At 65.9% G+C, this 14,436-nt stretch carries 14 protein-coding genes; 9 read left to right on the top strand and 5 right to left on the bottom strand.

Features of this window, described 5'->3' with window-relative positions; all coding sequences use genetic code 11:
- Position 1: 1 nt before the first annotated feature.
- The 3 genes from DWV00_RS23135 to DWV00_RS23125 form a co-directional block, all read right to left on the bottom strand.
- Positions 2-1,000, bottom strand: coding sequence for a lysophospholipid acyltransferase family protein (locus DWV00_RS23135; protein WP_115535948.1), 999 nt, complete (start codon positions 998-1,000; stop codon positions 2-4).
- On the bottom strand, positions 997-2,775 hold the full coding sequence (locus DWV00_RS23130) for an ApeI family dehydratase (RefSeq protein ID WP_115535947.1): 1,779 nt from the start codon (positions 2,773-2,775) through the stop codon (positions 997-999). The genes DWV00_RS23135 and DWV00_RS23130 overlap by 4 nt, the downstream gene beginning before the upstream one ends.
- Before the next feature lie 61 nt (positions 2,776-2,836).
- Positions 2,837-3,502, bottom strand: a complete 666-nt coding sequence (locus DWV00_RS23125) for a COG4648 family protein (protein ID WP_115535946.1) — start codon at positions 3,500-3,502, stop codon at positions 2,837-2,839.
- 415 nt (positions 3,503-3,917) lie between these two features.
- On the opposite strand from DWV00_RS23125, the gene DWV00_RS23120 reads away from it, so the two are divergent.
- The 9 genes from DWV00_RS23120 to DWV00_RS23080 all read left to right on the top strand — a co-directional run bounded on the left by DWV00_RS23120 (position 3,918) and on the right by DWV00_RS23080 (position 12,914).
- Complete coding sequence (locus DWV00_RS23120) at positions 3,918-4,226, top strand: phosphopantetheine-binding protein (protein WP_281272664.1); 309 nt, start codon at positions 3,918-3,920, stop codon at positions 4,224-4,226.
- Between the two features lie 20 nt (positions 4,227-4,246).
- Positions 4,247-4,963: a 3-oxoacyl-ACP reductase FabG gene (gene fabG / locus DWV00_RS23115; RefSeq protein WP_115535944.1), complete on the top strand. Its 717-nt coding sequence runs from the start codon at positions 4,247-4,249 to the stop codon at positions 4,961-4,963.
- Positions 4,964-5,098: 135 nt separating this feature from the next.
- On the top strand, positions 5,099-6,415 hold the full coding sequence (locus DWV00_RS23110; protein ID WP_115535943.1) for an NAD(P)/FAD-dependent oxidoreductase: 1,317 nt from the start codon (positions 5,099-5,101) through the stop codon (positions 6,413-6,415).
- A gap of 8 nt (positions 6,416-6,423) precedes the next feature.
- Positions 6,424-7,590 (top strand): chorismate transformation FkbO/Hyg5 family protein, encoded by a 1,167-nt coding sequence (locus DWV00_RS23105; RefSeq protein ID WP_245964997.1) that lies wholly within the window; start codon positions 6,424-6,426, stop codon positions 7,588-7,590.
- A gap of 71 nt (positions 7,591-7,661) precedes the next feature.
- On the top strand, positions 7,662-8,435 hold the full coding sequence (locus tag DWV00_RS23100; RefSeq protein WP_115535942.1) for a glycosyltransferase family 2 protein: 774 nt from the start codon (positions 7,662-7,664) through the stop codon (positions 8,433-8,435).
- 167 nt (positions 8,436-8,602) lie between these two features.
- The gene (locus tag DWV00_RS23095; protein WP_115536069.1) at positions 8,603-9,562 is read left to right on the top strand and encodes a class I SAM-dependent methyltransferase; all 960 of its coding nucleotides are present in this window, start codon (positions 8,603-8,605) and stop codon (positions 9,560-9,562) included.
- 248 nt (positions 9,563-9,810) lie between these two features.
- On the top strand, positions 9,811-10,053 hold the full coding sequence (locus DWV00_RS23090; RefSeq protein WP_115535941.1) for a DUF3311 domain-containing protein: 243 nt from the start codon (positions 9,811-9,813) through the stop codon (positions 10,051-10,053).
- Complete coding sequence (mctP, locus tag DWV00_RS23085; RefSeq protein WP_115535940.1) at positions 10,050-11,600, top strand: monocarboxylate uptake permease MctP; 1,551 nt, start codon at positions 10,050-10,052, stop codon at positions 11,598-11,600. The genes DWV00_RS23090 and mctP overlap by 4 nt, the downstream gene beginning before the upstream one ends.
- Before the next feature lie 264 nt (positions 11,601-11,864).
- On the top strand, positions 11,865-12,914 hold the full coding sequence (locus DWV00_RS23080) for an FUSC family protein (RefSeq protein ID WP_115536068.1): 1,050 nt from the start codon (positions 11,865-11,867) through the stop codon (positions 12,912-12,914).
- A 15-nt stretch (positions 12,915-12,929) separates the two neighbouring features.
- On the opposite strand, the gene DWV00_RS23075 is transcribed toward DWV00_RS23080, so the two are convergent.
- Entirely contained in the window at positions 12,930-13,349 is a 420-nt protein-coding gene (locus tag DWV00_RS23075; protein WP_115536067.1) for a VOC family protein, read from the bottom strand.
- Between the two features lie 38 nt (positions 13,350-13,387).
- Complete coding sequence (gene tal / locus DWV00_RS23070) at positions 13,388-14,341, bottom strand: transaldolase (protein WP_115535939.1); 954 nt, start codon at positions 14,339-14,341, stop codon at positions 13,388-13,390.
- Positions 14,342-14,436: the final 95 nt, after the last annotated feature.

Genomic DNA, 14,436 nt, shown 5'->3' with positions numbered 1-14,436 from the left:
GTCAAAGATCCTTGCCGAGAGGGAGGTGGGTTGCGGCGTTTGCCGGGACGCGCTGCCGCTCGCCGCTTGCCGTTTCCGCGCTTTCGCGCCAAAAGTCGAAGAAATTGAACCAGTTGTACGGCGCGTTGCGGCAGTGCTTTTCCAGCAGTGCGGCATAGCGTTCCACCGCGGCCTCGACCTGCGCCGCGCGATCGCCGCGAGCGGTGTCGGAAAAATCGGCGAGTGCCTCGAAATGGACGTCGTAGCGGTTGCCGCCACGATAGACGCCCGTGAGGAAGATCACGGGACGCTTGAGCATAGCGGCCATCCGCATCGGGCCCAGCGGAAATCCCACGCGCGCGCCGAGGAACTCGAGCGGCAGCAGCGTATCGCCGCCGTCCTGTCGGAGCGTGCGGTCGGCGAGCATGCCGATCATCGCACCGCCGTCGAGATACTCGCGCGCCTCGAGCATGGCTTCGGGGCGGCCGAGGCGGATGACGTCCTGCTTAACGGCCGGATTGACGGTGGCCAGCGCCGCATTGACGTTGCGCGCGTTCTCTTCGTACATCATGATCGCCACGCGCAGATGCGGCCGCGTGCGGCCGATCGCGCGCAGCACTTCGAAGCTCCCGAAGTGCGCGCCGATGAGCAAGGCGCCGCGTTCTCCCGCCAGCGCGGCGTCGACGAGCTGGCCGCCTTCGACGCGGATATCGAACATGTCGAAGCGTTCGTTGAGCAAGTAGACGCGATCGTGGATCGTCGCGCCGAACACGAACAGGTGGCGATAGACGTCGCGCCAGTGCGCGCGCCGTCCCAGCACGCGCGTCAGGTAGGCGCGCGAGGCGCGCCTTGCCGCCGGCGCGAACAGCAGGTAATACAAGACGATGCCGCGCAGCAGGACGCGCCCGAAGGGCCGCCCGAGACGCAGCGAGACCCACGTCATGGCCCGCAGCGCGGCGAAGTTGCTGCGCTCTTCGCGCTGCGCCCAGATCGAACGGTCGGGCGGCGTCTGCGTACTCATGGCGAAGTCCGCTCCGCTCGCTCCGTCAGCACGCCGAGCGCGGCCGTGCGTTCGCCCGCGCTGATCGTGAATCGGATCGTGCCGCGTTCGTCGCGGCGGAACGTGAGCGCGAGCCGCTCACCCGGGGCAACCGGCGACGTGAATTTCGCCGATGCGATGTTGCAGGCATCGAGCCGCCGTCCCAGGAATTCGCCGATCCGCTCGATCGCGTAGTCGAGCAGGACGACGCCTGGGACGATCGGGTGGCCCGGGAAATGACCGGGCAAGGCCGGATGGTCGGCGGGAATCTCGAACATGATCGGCCCGAATTGCCCCTCGGCCCTGCCCGCGCGCTCGTCGCTGGCACTGGCACTGGCACTGGCACTGGCGGCGGGGCCGGCCGGGCGCTTGTCGAGCAATGCCGTCACGAGGGGGGCGAGCGCATCGCGCGGCAGCTTGCCCGTACCGTTGCGGGGCAAGCTGTCGACAAATAGGAGCGGGCGCGGCATGAACGCGGGATCGATGCGCTCGCGCAGGCTGCGTTGCAGCTCGGCCGGGGAAAGCGTCGGCGCCACCACGAGCGCGACCAGCCGCGTCACGGGCACGGTGCCTTGGCCGCCATGCTCGAGCGATGCCGCCTCGTTGTCGTCGGGCATGAAAAACGCGCCGTCGTCGACGCCCGCAATGGCCGTCAGCTGATGGTTGAGGTAGGCGAGCGACGTGCGTTTGCCGGCGATGTTCACGAGATCGGCCTTGCGGCCGTGCAGCAGGAAGTGGGTGTCGTCGATCAGTTCGAGCGCATCGCCCATTTGTATCGGCACTTCGACATGGCCGCCGGCCGCCCATACCTCGTCGGCATCGTCGTTGCCGCTCGAATGCGCGCGGGCGGTCAGCGTCACTTCAGGGAACAGTTCCCAGACGGCGCCGCGGGCCGTGCGGCGCGTGGCGATCTGGCCCGTCTCGGTGCTCCCGTAGATTTCCACGAGCGGGGCGGCGAGGCGTGCCTCCGCCTGCGCGGCGAGTTTCTCGGAAAGGGGGGCCGTCGCGGACAGGATCAGCGACGCATGCGGCAGCGCCGGTTCGGACGCGAGCAGGGCGCGCAGATGAATCGGCGAGGTGACGAGAATCCGCGGCGCCGGCACGGCTTCGAGCTCGCTGCGCACGTCGCTCGGATAGAACGGCTGTCCGTTGCTGAACGCCAAGCCGCCGATCAGCGCGAGCAGGACGGTCGATTCGAACCCGTACATGTGTTGCGGCGGGACAGTGCCGACGAGCGTGGTGTCGAAGGCGCCGAGCAAGCCGAGCCGCGCGGCCGCCGCCCGCACGTTCTTGACGAGAAAGCCCCAGGTCTTGCGATGCGGCACCGGCTCGCCCGTCGATCCCGACGTGAAGACATAGGCCATCACGCGCGCGCCGTCGATGTGCGGCGCGGCGTCGTCCTCGAACGCGGCGCCGGCCAGCATCGAGGGATACCGAAAGCGCGGCAGCTCGACCGTACAGTCGTCGGCGTCGTGCAGGCAGAAGATGTCGGGCGCGAACGCTTTCAGCTGCCGTATCGTTTGCAGGGTATGGCTCGACGGTAGCAGGCTCACCTTGCCGGCAAGCAATGCGGCGCAGAGCCCGACCGCGAAGCGATAGCGGTCCTTGCAGACGTTGAACACATGCCCGCCGGCCGGCAATGCCGCCGCAAGCGCTCGGGTATCCGCGAGAAACTCGCGCACCGTCACCGGAACGCCGTCGCGCCAGGCGATCGTTCGATCGGGTGAAGCATGAGAGACGAGCGGAAAATGCGGCATAACGTTGGAAGCAGGTTGCTAATTGCGGTGAGATGCGATTTTAGCGGGTCGGATCGCGCGCTCAACGAAACGGAATGGGCCCCGCCCGACTCGAGCGGCGGTAGGCGCGAAAGCTTTCCAACATGCCCGAGCGGCGGACATTGGGCAGCGCGAAGCGCCGGCATGCATGTTCGGCGACGAACATGAGCACGACGAGCGGCAGCGTCAGATAGTTGGCGAACGTCGACCATGCTTCGATGGAGGCCGCGGCGAAAAGCAAGGCCGAGACGGCTACGACGGCCCCGAAAAAACACGTCCAGGCCACCGTGATGCGCTGCGTATAAGCGGCAATTTCCGGTGCCAGCGGTCTGCCGTGAACCATGGCCGCGAATCGGCTGCACAATGGCTCGCGGCCTCGAGCCAGCGTGCGGCCGAACAGATAGCCGAGCGCGCCGTTGAACATCACATGCTCGAGAAAGAGGCCCCATTCGTAGTGGCGCACGAGCGCGGCGCGCGAGACCCATAGCAGCGCGCAAACGATGGCCATGAGCGGCAGGAGCAGGAAACGGCGCGGCGAGCGCAGCGCGGCGCCGAGCGCGAGGACCGCCGCCGGCGCGAGGACGAGCGCGAGTCCCAGGCCTTCGAGCCCCGGCGTGCTGACGGCATGATGCGCCCCGGCCTCGTAGGCGAGTACAAGCGCCGCGCCGCCCACCCCGCGCGCGATAGAGATCGAACCTGACCGATTCACTCGATGTCTCCTCGCTGCGAACGATGTTCTGCGACACCCGAATGAAACCGTACGAAAGTAAAAGAAACCAATGCCATTCCGATAACGCCCCGGTAATCCTCGCCGGCAACTGCGATTGCTGCGTTCGATGGATCATACGGAGTTCGCGTCGCGCCGGTGCTTCGTTTTGTAACCTTTTTGTACAGCGATCGGCGTACCCGCGGTGTGCGGCAATTCGGCCGCACGGGCTGTACCGCCATGCGTGGCGTGCGTCGGCCCGGTCTTTAGGCAAAGCCGAACGGTGGTTCGGCCGCTTCATTCAGTAACCTTTCCGAGTATACGTCACGAAAGGCATCGTCTAGAATCCCTCGAACTTGAACGGGCCCCCTTATTGCTTGGGAGGGCCTGCAAGCGGCTTTACCGGGCTTCGCACGCGTTGCCCGGTAAAGCCGCGCCTCCCCGCAGTCAGTCTGCCGTAAGTATGATGAATGAACTGGAAAGAGAACTCGCCGAGCTGATGATCCGCGAATTGAACCTCGAGGATATTCAGATCACCGACGTATCAGGGGATACGATCCTTTATGGCGAAGGCTTCGGGCTCGATTCCATCGATATCCTCGAAATCGCGCTTCTGATCTCGAAGAAGTATGGCTTCGAGCTGCGCTCGGACAATCCGGACAACGCGAAAATCTTCGCGACACTCGGTGCTTTGGCAACGTACGTGGCCGAGCATCGCGTTCGCTGATTGCCAAGGCACGAGTCCCGATGAAGGCATTGGTGACAGGCGGCAGCGGTGCATTGGGGCAAGCGATCTGCGAAGCGCTTGCTCGAGCCGGCCATGAGCTCTACGTGCACGCGCATCGCAACGTCGAGGCCGCCGAGGCGGTAGCCGCGCGCCTTGTCGCGGCCGGCGGCGCGGCCCATGCGGTCTCGTTCGACGTCACGGACGAGGCGGCGGCCCGCGCCGCGCTCGAACGCGTGATCGAAGACGGCCCCGTGCAAATTCTTGTCAACAACGCGGGCATCCATGACGACGCGCCCATGGCCGGCATGTCGTCGCAGCAATGGCGCAGCGTCATCGACGTCACGCTGAACGGTTTTTTCAACGTCACGCAGCCGCTGCTGTTGCCGATGATACGCACGCGCCGAGGGCGCATCGTCAATATCGCTTCGGTGTCGGCGTTGACCGGCAATCGCGGGCAAACGAACTACGCCGCGGCGAAGGCGGGGCTCATCGGTGCGACGAAGTCCCTCGCGCTCGAGCTGGCCTCGCGCGGCATTACGGTCAATGCGGTGGCTCCCGGCATTATCGAATCGCCGATGACCGAGGCTGTGTTTCCTCCCGAGCGCGTCAAGCAACTGGTGCCGGTCGGCAGGAGCGGCCGGGCCGACGAGGTCGCCGCGATGGTGGCGTATCTCGTCTCGGACGCGGCTGGTTTCGTGACCGGTCAGGTCATGTCCGTCAATGGTGGTCAGGTTTAGTTAGCTGCGCCGGCGGTTCGGCCGGGCCGCCGCGGAACCTAAACGAACGTACGAGCGTAATCGGACCGAGCCGGCGGCCCGGGCGGTCCAGCCGCGAGGAGCAGATCTGTGACGAATCAATCAAGCTGCGAGGACATGCCGAGCTGGGACGTTGCCGTAATCGGCGGCGGGCCGGCGGGTTCGACGGCGGCGACTTTGCTGGCGAAGGCCGGCCACCGCGTGCAGCTGCTCGAAAAAGCGCGTCATCCGCGCTTCCACATCGGCGAATCGCTGTTGCCGGCGAATTTGCGGCTGTTCGAGCGGCTCGGCGTCGGCGAGGCCGTCCGCGAGATCGGCATGATGAAGCCGGCCGCGGAATTCGTCTCGCCTCAGCACGGCGGCCGCCTCGAACGATTCCCTTTCGCGCAGGCGTGGGACAAATCGATGCCTCATGCCTACCAAGTCCGCCGCTCGGAGCTCGATGAGATCCTGCTGCGCAATGCGGCGGCTCACGGTGCCGACGTCGTCGAAGGATGCCAAGTCCGTGACGTGCAATTCCTCGACGATCACAGCGGCGCGATCCTAAGCGGGACGCATGACGACGGCCGGCCGTACCGCTGCCGCGCTCGCTTCGTCGTCGATGCGTCGGGGCGCGATACGTTGCTGGCCAACCGGTTTCGCACGAAGCAGCGCAACAAGAAGCACAACAGCAGCGCGCTATACGCTCACTTCACCGGCGCACGACGCCACCCGGGCGCCGATGAAGGCAACATCACGATCTACTGGTTCGAGCACGGCTGGTTCTGGTTCATTCCGCTTTCCGACGGCGCGACCAGTATCGGTGCGGTCGTCTGGCCGCATTATCTGAAGCAGCGTCCGCGCGGTACGTCGATCGAGGCGTTTTTCCTCGAAACGATCGCCATGTGCGTGCCGCTCGCGGAGCGGCTTAACGGGGCGGAGCTTGCAACCGAGGTCGAGGCGACCGGCAACTTCTCGTACTCGGGCGAGGTGACGCACGGGCGCAACTTCGTGCTGCTTGGCGATGCGTTCTCGTTCATCGATCCCGTGTTCTCGACCGGCGTGATGCTCGCGATGCAGAGCGCCTTCATTGGCGCCGAAACCGTCGATGCGTGCCTGCGCGATCCGGCCCGGGCCGGCGCGGCGCTCGCCAAATTCGATCGCGAGGTCCGTCGCGGGCCGAAGGTGTTCTCCTGGTTCATCTACCGGATGACGACCCCGGCGATGCGCGATCTGTTCATGAATCCGCGCAATGTGTTCCGTGTGAAGGAAGCGCTGCTGTCGGTGCTCGCCGGAGACATTTTCGACGACACGCCGATCTGGCGGTCGGTGCGTACGTTCAAGGCCATCTACTACCTGTCGGCCGTACTCGCCGCGCGCCGCTCGCTGCGTGCGTGGCGCGCGCGCCGCCGTATGCTGCGGCAAGCCGACGAGGCAGCCGTGGCGGCAGGGTGAGGCATTCGATGTCCGCGGCAACGCTCAAACTGATTCGTCTCGAACACGCGCGGCTGGCCGCGCTCTTGCGGGAGCGGCCCGCGCACGCCCGGCGCGAAGCGTTCGCCGAGACGTTCCCGGGCGCGCTCGGCGCCGCGTGCTTCGGCGACGCCTCATGCTGGCCGCTCTTGGCCGAGGCGGCGCCCGATTTGCCGCTCGCGCCCGAATGCATGGCGCGGCTCGTGCCGGCTTCGCAGCGAGCCGATGAAGCGGGCGACGCCTGCTTCGAGATCTGGCAATGCGATGCCGCCGATCTCGTCAGCGGCGGGCACGGGCCGCTGCGCTACCGGTTCAGCGAAGCGGCCGGTATCGTGTTCGGGAGCGTCTCGGTGCACGAGGGGGCGGCCGGTATCGAGCATGCGGACGGCGCGACGCCGCTCGAGCGCGCCGCCTACGCGGCGTATGAAGCGATTTTTCGCGTGCTCGACACGCTGGGCATGCGCCATCCCCTGCGGATCTGGAACGTCGTGCCGGCCATCAATGCCGCCCAGTTCGGCAGTGAGCGCTATCGTCAATTCAATACCGGACGCCAGCGGGTTTTCCAGGCGTTCGGCCGGCCCGTCATCGACAGCGTGCCGGCCGCGAGCGCACTGGGCGCGTCAGTGCGGATCGAGGGCGATGCCCCCCCGGCGATTCCGCTCGTCGTCTCGTTCCTCGCCACGCGCTCGGCCTCGGACGCCGTCGAAAACCCGCGGCAGGTCAGCGCGTATCGCTATCCGGCGCAATACGGTCCGAGCGCACCGACGTTCGCCCGCGCGGCGGCTTGGCCCGGCTTGCGCCGGCCGGGCGCGGTGCCTACGCTGTTCGTTTCGGGCACGGCGAGCATCGTCGGGCACGAAACCGTTCACCGCGGCGATCTGATGGCGCAACTGCGCGAGACGCTCGCCAATATCGATGCGGTGCTCGCGGAAGCCGCGCGCAAGGGACACGGCCATCCGGCGCTGTCGGACCTGACGTACAAGGTCTATGTGCGCGATCCGCACGACGTCGATGCGCTTGCCGCGATCGACGACATGCTGCGGGCGCGGTGCGCCTCGCCGCTGCGCGCGCTGTACTTGCACGCCGAGATCTGCCGGGCCGATCTGCTGCTCGAAATCGAAGCGAGCGCGGGACATGGCGTGGAGCGCCTCGCATGAGCGATGCGAGCCTCATCGAACGACCGAGACCAAGACTGACACCGAGAACGAAGCCGCCCCTCCGTACGACTATGCCGACGCCCGCAGCCTCGACCACCCACCTCGTCCTCATCCCGAGCTACAACCCGGGCGTGAAGGTCGACGACACCGTGCGTCAGGCGCGTGCGCAATGGGCGCCCGTCTGGGTCGTCGTCGACGGCAGCACCGATGGGAGCGCCGAGCGTCTTCAGTCGATGGCGAAGGACGACTCGGACCTGCGCGTGATCCTGTTGCCGCGCAACCGCGGCAAGGGCGCGGCGGTGCTCGCGGGGCTGGACGAAGCGGTGGCACACGGCTTCACGCACGTGCTGACGATGGATTCCGACGGCCAGCATCCGGCCGATCTGATCGGCGCGTTCATGGCGGCTTCCATGTCGCGGCCCGATTGCATGGTGCTCGGGCGTCCGAAGTTCGACGAGAGCGCGCCGCGCGTGCGCGTGCTCGGCCGCAAGCTGTCGAACCTGTGCGCCAACATCGAGACGCTCTGGGCCGGCATCGGCGATTCGCTCTTCGGGTTCCGCGTCTATCCCATCGCGCCGCTGCGCGCGCTCATGTCCAATCGGCATTGGATGCGCGGTTTCGACTTCGATCCCGAGGCGGCCGTGCGCTTGTGCTGGATCGGCGTCAGGCCGATCAACGTCGAGGCGCCGGTGCGCTACTTCAAGCCCGAGGAGGGCGGCGTTTCGCATTTCCGCTACGTTCGCAGCAACGTGTTGCTGATGTGGATGTATCTGAGGCTGTTGTTCGAGTTCGTGCCGCGGCTGCCGCTGCTCGTGCTGCGCCGCTTCACGCAGGCTCCCCGCTAGCGATCGGAATGCGCGAACGCCGATGCGCGCATTCGTGCGCATCGGCCGGGACCCGCTCGCAAACGCCCCGCAACCGGCTCGCAACCGGCTCGCAACCGGCTCGCTTGTCCGGCAGTGCTATCCTCTCGTCCGATTCAACCTGGCGCGTAAAGCGCATCTATCTTTCCATGACCGATCTCATCAAGCGCGCTTCGGCCGAAGCGCGCGCTTTCGCGCGCGACCGGCGCGACGAGCAAAGCAAACGTACGCGCCATGCCGAAGCGGTGTCGTCTTCGAAGCGGGCGGCACGCGCTGCCGCGGCCGACGATTCGAGCGACGGCGTCCCCCCGCGCATCGAGATGCCGCGCAAGCCGCGCTATGCGCCCGTCACGTTTTCCGAAGAGCGGGGCGTGCGCTTCCTGCACTTCGGTACCGAGTGGGTGCAGGGTGCGATGCGCATCAACAAGCCCGACCGGATCGAGCTCGAATACGCGCAGCAAATGATGGCGTGGCTGCTGTTTCTGGAAACGCCGAAGCGCGTCGTGCAGCTTGGTCTTGGGGCGGCGGCCTTGACGAAGTTCGCCTATCGTTTCTTGCCGCGCGCGCGGGTCGAGGCTGTCGAACTCAATCCCGCGGTTGTCGTGGCCGCGCGCACGATGTTCGCGCTGCCGCACGACGACGCGCGTTTGACGGTGCATGAGACCGATGCCTGGGATTTCGTGAACGACCACGCGAACCACGGCACGATCGGCGCGCTGCAGATCGACCTTTACGATGCGACGGCCCGCGGCCCCGTGCACGACACGGTCGCGTTCTACCGTGCCGTGCGTGCCTGCCTGACCGGCGCGGGCATCGCGACGATCAACCTGTTCGGCGACCATCCGAGCTTCGTGCGCAACATGAAGCATCTGAACGCGGCGTTCGACGGCCGTGTGATCGCGTTGCCCGAAGTGCACGAAGGCAATCGCATCGCGCTCGCCTTCTCGGGCCCGGCGCTCGAGATTCCGTATGCGGCGCTCGCGCGCCGCGCCGAGCTGATCGAGGACAAGCTCGCGTTGCCGGCGCGGCGCTGGGTGAAGGCGCTGCGCGAGGTGCATGCTCCGCGCACATCAAGTGCCCCATCGGCGGCCGCCACGTTCGCGATCTAACCATCTCGCCGGCTTCTCTTGCTCGCCTCCGCGCTCGAACGCGGCGGGCGGGCTTGTCCGGGTGCCCTCCGGCCCCGGGTCTGTCCCGCTTGACCGTTCGGGCAACGCGCCTATACTCTTCCCTTGCTTAATAAGCTGAAGGATGCCGGCCAGCCGCTCTCCATGCGGGTTTCGGGCCGGCCGGGAATCGGAGTGTCCCCCCAAAAGGGATCTTCCGCGGGGTGATAAAGAGTAAAAGAGGAGACGTCATGGCTCACAATGCCGACGCCAATCGAGCCTCCAAGCATTGGCTCTGGCTGCTGGTAGTGCCCTGGATCGCGATGATCTGGGTGCCTTCGTACAACAAGGTCGACCCGCAACTGGGTGGCTTCCCGTTCTTCTACTGGTACCAGCTGCTGTGGGTACTGATTAGCGCAGTCATCACGGGCGTCGTCTATTTCAAGACCAAAGCGCGTTCGAAGCCGGGCGCCTCTTCGGGAGACGCTCGATGAACGCAACGGCAACATTTGTCTTCGTCTTGTTCTTCGTCGGGGTGACGATCCTCGGCTTCGTCGCCGCGCATTGGCGGCGGGGCGATCTGAACCATCTGGAAGAGTGGGGCCTCGGCGGCCGCCGCTTCGGCACAATCGTCACGTGGTTCCTGCTCGGCGGGGATCTGTACACGGCCTACACGTTCGTGGCCGTGCCGGCCCTCGTGTTCGGCGCCGGCGCGACGGGCTTTTTCGCGCTGCCCTACACGATCCTCATCTATCCGTTCGCGTTCGTCGTCTTCCCGAAGCTGTGGGCCGTCGCCAAACGCCACGGCTACGTGACGTCGGCGGACTTCGTCGGCGCCCGCTACGGCAGCCGCACGCTGGCGCTGGCCGTCGCCGTGACGGGCATCGTCGCGACGATGCCCTACATCGCGCTGCAGCTGGTGGGCATCGAAGTGGTGATCGGCGGCCTCGGCTTCGACACGTCGGGCTTCGTCGGCGATCTGCCGCTCATCATCGCCTTCGCGATTCTCGCGGCCTACACGTACACGTCGGGCCTGCGCGCGCCGGCCATGATCGCGGTCGTCAAGGACTTGCTGATCTACATCACGATCATCGCCGCGGTCATCGTCATTCCGGCTCAGCTCGGCGGCTTCGGCCACATCTTCAGCGTCGTGCCGCACGCGAAGCTGCTGCTCAAGGCACCGGACGTTGCGAGCATGAACGGCTATAGTGCCTACGCGACGTTGGCCGTCGGCTCGGCGCTCGCGCTGTTCCTGTACCCGCACTCGGTGACGGCGATTCTGTCGTCGTCCTCGGGCAACACGATCCGCCGCAACATGGCGATGTTGCCGGCGTACTCGCTCGTGCTCGGCCTGCTCGCGCTGCTCGGCTACATGGCGCTTGCTTCGGGCGTGAAGGACATGCCCGAGTTCGCGCCGTACTTCAAGGCGTTCGGCCCGAACTTCGCCGTGCCGGCGCTGTTCCTGCACTTCTTCCCGTCGTGGTTCGTCGGCGTGGCGTTCGCGGCGATCGCGATCGGCGCACTCGTTCCCGCGGCGATCATGTCGATCGCCGCAGCGAACCTGTACACGCGCAACATCCACCGCGAGTTCGTCAACCGCAACATGTCGCACGAACAGGAAACGGGCGTGGCCAAGCTCGTTTCGCTGATCGTCAAGGTCGGGGCCGTGGCCTTCATTCTCGGCCTGCCGCTCACCTATGCGATTCAGTTGCAGTTGCTCGGCGGGATCTGGATCATCCAGACGCTCCCCGCGATCGTGCTCGGCCTCTATACGCGCAAGCTCGATTCGCGCGGTCTGCTGGCCGGCTGGGCGGTCGGCATTGCCATCGGTACGTTGATGGCGGCATCGTCGGGGCTCAAGAGCTCGATCTTCGCGATCCATCTCGGCGGCTATGCCATTCCGGGCTATGCGGCCGTGTGGTCGCTGATCGTGAACCTCGTGGTAGCGATCGTCGTCAGCATGGTCGTCCGTGCGATGGGCATGAGCCACGCGGAAGACCGCACGCGTCCGGAAGACTACCTCGACGTGGTCGAAGGCTGAGACATCGCGCGTCGTTCCCGTTCGCGTGTTGAGAACGGGAACGGGAACGGCACGCGGGCTTCATGTTCATCTGCTGCGATTCAACGCCAGGGCGGCCCCGTGCCGCCCTTTTTTACGTCTGTCACGTTCGTTGCGTATATCGACGAAGTGCCTCGTTTAGCCGAGAATCGACCCGTGATCAAACGCTTCCGCCCCTTCCAGTGGCTTGCTACGACGCTCGCGAGCGTCATCGTCTCGCCGTACTACCGATACCGTCATGCGGCCATGCTCCACGCTGTGCGCGTCGGCCTCGCGATGCTGGTGTCGATCCTCGTCACATCGGGCATCCACGTGCCGAACGGCATCTGGGCCTCGGTGACGGTGCTCGTCGTGATCGGCGGCCTGCAGCACCACGGCAACATTCGCAAAAAGGCGACCGACCGCGCGCTCGGCACCACGCTCGGCGCGCTGGTCGGGCTTTTGTTGATCGCGCAACTGCACTTCATCGGCTCGATGCCGTTCCACTACGTGCTGCTGTCGATCGCGGCCGGCGTCTGCGGGTACTACGCGATCGGCAATGCCGGCTACATCGCGCTATTGACGGCCATTACGATCTGCATCGTGGCGGGGCACGGCGACAGCACGATCGCGACCGGCCTCTGGCGCACGCTGAACGTACTGATCGGCATTGCCATCGCGCTCGCGTTTTCGTTCGCGCTGCCGCTTTACGCCACCTATTCGTGGCGCTATCTGCTCGCCCGCAATCTGCGCGACTGCGCGCGCATCCGCGCCCGCATCGCACGCGGACAGCCGCTCGACGTCGAGGGGCACGTCGCGGCTTTCGCGGCTTTGAACGGCCGGCTCGTCAAGCTGCGCTCGCTGATGCCGTCGGTGGCGAAGGAGATCGACATTCCCGTCAAGCGGCTCGAGGCGATCCAGCGCCTGCATCGCTCGACGTTGAGCGCGCTGGAAATGATGTCGACGAGCGCCGCGCTTCATCCGGCGGCGGCGGGAGGAGCAGACGATGCCTACGCCGATCGGGCCGCTTTGCTGACAATGGCGCGCGCCTTGAGGTTCGGCTCCGAATCGCGCGCGGGGCAACGCCTAGCCGCACGGATTCCCGGCGCGGGCGCCGGGCATTCGAACGATGACGGGGAGCGCGGGGAGGGCGGGGTGAGGATCGCACCCGACGACATCCTGCCGGGACCGCGCTGGATTGCCGGGTGGTTCGCCGAGCAGGTCGATGCGCTGAGGGGGCTGCTCGGGGATACGGAGCGGCATTGGCACATCGAAGGCGATGCGGCGGCCCGTGCGCAGATGCACCGCCCTCATTGATTCAGTTCCGCCCGCTCAGGGCTCCTTGTTCTCGACATTGACCATCCAGGGCACCCCGAACTTGTCGGCGACCATGCCGAAGCCCTTCGCCCAGAACGTCGATTGCCACGGGAAGCGCACCTGGCCGCCTTCGGCCAGTGCGTTGAAGATCTTCTCGCCCTTGGCCACGTTGTCCAGCGACACCGAGATGCTGAAGCCCGAGTAGGCCGGCGGCGTCGTTTCGGTGGGCATGCCGTCGGTGGCCATCAACGTGGTCTGTCCGACCTTGAACGAGGCGTGCATGATGCGCTCGCCCGCATCGCCCTCGACCGAATACTCGCCGGGCGCGTCCTTGTGGCGCATCTTGAACGTGACCTCGGCGCCGAGCGCCTGCTCATAGAACGCAAGCGCTTCGTCGCAGCGGCCGTGGAAGTACAGATACGGTTGAACCACCATCATCGCCTCCGTGGACGTAAGGGGATCCGGGCTCGAGCTCAGCGCAAGCCGTCGATCAGCTTTTCGAGCTTGATGGCGTCGGCCGCGAACGCGCGGATGCCTTCGGCGAGCTTCTCGGTCGCCATCGCATCGTCGTTGAGCTGGAAGCGGAACGACGACTCGTCGATGGCGATGCGTTCGAGCTGTTCGCCTGCGCTTGCCTCGGGCGACAGCTTGCGCTCGACCTTTTCATTGCTGTCGTGCAGCTTTTGCAGAAGCTCGGGGCTGATCGTCAGCAAATCGCAGCCGGCGAGCTCGGTGATCTGGCTCGTCGTGCGGAAGCTCGCGCCCATGACTTCGGTGTTGTAGCCGAAGTGCTTGTAGTACGCGTAGATCTTGCGCACCGACTGCACGCCCGGATCGTTCGCGCCGCCCATCTTGGCTTCGTCCCAGTCGCTGCCGGCCTGCTTCTTGTACCAATCGTAGATGCGCCCGACGAACGGCGAGATCAGCTTCGCGCCGGCTTCCGCGCTGGCAGCCGCTTGCACGGGCGCGAACAGCAGCGTCATGTTGCAGTTCACGCCTTCCTTTTGCAGCACTTCGGCGGCGCGCACGCCTTCCCAAGTCGATGCCAGCTTGATCAGCACGCGTTCGCGCCCGATTCCGGCCGTTTCGTAGAGCTTGATGAGTTCGAGCCCTTTCTCGACCGAACGCTTGGCGTCGAACGAGAGCCGCGCATCGACCTCGGTCGAGACGCGCCCGGGAATGATTTTGAGGATTTCGCAGCCGAAAGCGATCAGCAGATGATCGATGATCGCCGTGGCCGGCTTGCTCGCGTGTTCACGGACGGTCTTTTCGAGCAGCGGCTTGTACGCGTCCTTTTGCACCGCCTTCAGAATCAGCGACGGGTTCGTGGTGGCGTCGCGCGGCTTGTACTGCACGAATTGTTGGAAATCGCCGGTATCCGCGACGACGGTCGTGTACTGCTTCAGTTGGTCGAGAGCATTGGTCATAGCTGATTGTCTGACGCGGAGCGCCTCCGGTATGGGTTGGATGAGGGTCGTACCGCTAAAACGGCAATGCAACGGCAACGCGGGCGACCGGCCGA

Origin of the sequence: Trinickia dinghuensis (assembly GCF_003367175.1) — a bacterium.
Lineage (GTDB): Bacteria > Pseudomonadota > Gammaproteobacteria > Burkholderiales > Burkholderiaceae > Trinickia > Trinickia dinghuensis.
The sequence above is the reverse complement of the archived record's forward strand: the minus strand, read 5'-3'. Positions and strand labels throughout refer to the sequence as shown.

Coding starts and splice junctions, on each gene's coding strand:
- DWV00_RS23135 (WP_115535948.1), bottom strand. CDS start 1,000: ATGAGTACGCAGACGCCGCCCGACCGTTCGATCTGGGCGCAGCGCGAA.
- DWV00_RS23130 (WP_115535947.1), bottom strand. CDS start 2,775: ATGCCGCATTTTCCGCTCGTCTCTCATGCTTCACCCGATCGAACGATC.
- fabG (WP_115535944.1), top strand. CDS start 4,247: ATGAAGGCATTGGTGACAGGCGGCAGCGGTGCATTGGGGCAAGCGATC.
- DWV00_RS23110 (WP_115535943.1), top strand. CDS start 5,099: ATGCCGAGCTGGGACGTTGCCGTAATCGGCGGCGGGCCGGCGGGTTCG.
- DWV00_RS23105 (WP_245964997.1), top strand. CDS start 6,424: ATGTCCGCGGCAACGCTCAAACTGATTCGTCTCGAACACGCGCGGCTG.
- DWV00_RS23100 (WP_115535942.1), top strand. CDS start 7,662: ATGCCGACGCCCGCAGCCTCGACCACCCACCTCGTCCTCATCCCGAGC.
- DWV00_RS23095 (WP_115536069.1), top strand. CDS start 8,603: ATGACCGATCTCATCAAGCGCGCTTCGGCCGAAGCGCGCGCTTTCGCG.
- DWV00_RS23090 (WP_115535941.1), top strand. CDS start 9,811: ATGGCTCACAATGCCGACGCCAATCGAGCCTCCAAGCATTGGCTCTGG.
- mctP (WP_115535940.1), top strand. CDS start 10,050: ATGAACGCAACGGCAACATTTGTCTTCGTCTTGTTCTTCGTCGGGGTG.
- DWV00_RS23080 (WP_115536068.1), top strand. CDS start 11,865: ATGCTCCACGCTGTGCGCGTCGGCCTCGCGATGCTGGTGTCGATCCTC.
- DWV00_RS23075 (WP_115536067.1), bottom strand. CDS start 13,349: ATGGTGGTTCAACCGTATCTGTACTTCCACGGCCGCTGCGACGAAGCG.
- tal (WP_115535939.1), bottom strand. CDS start 14,341: ATGACCAATGCTCTCGACCAACTGAAGCAGTACACGACCGTCGTCGCG.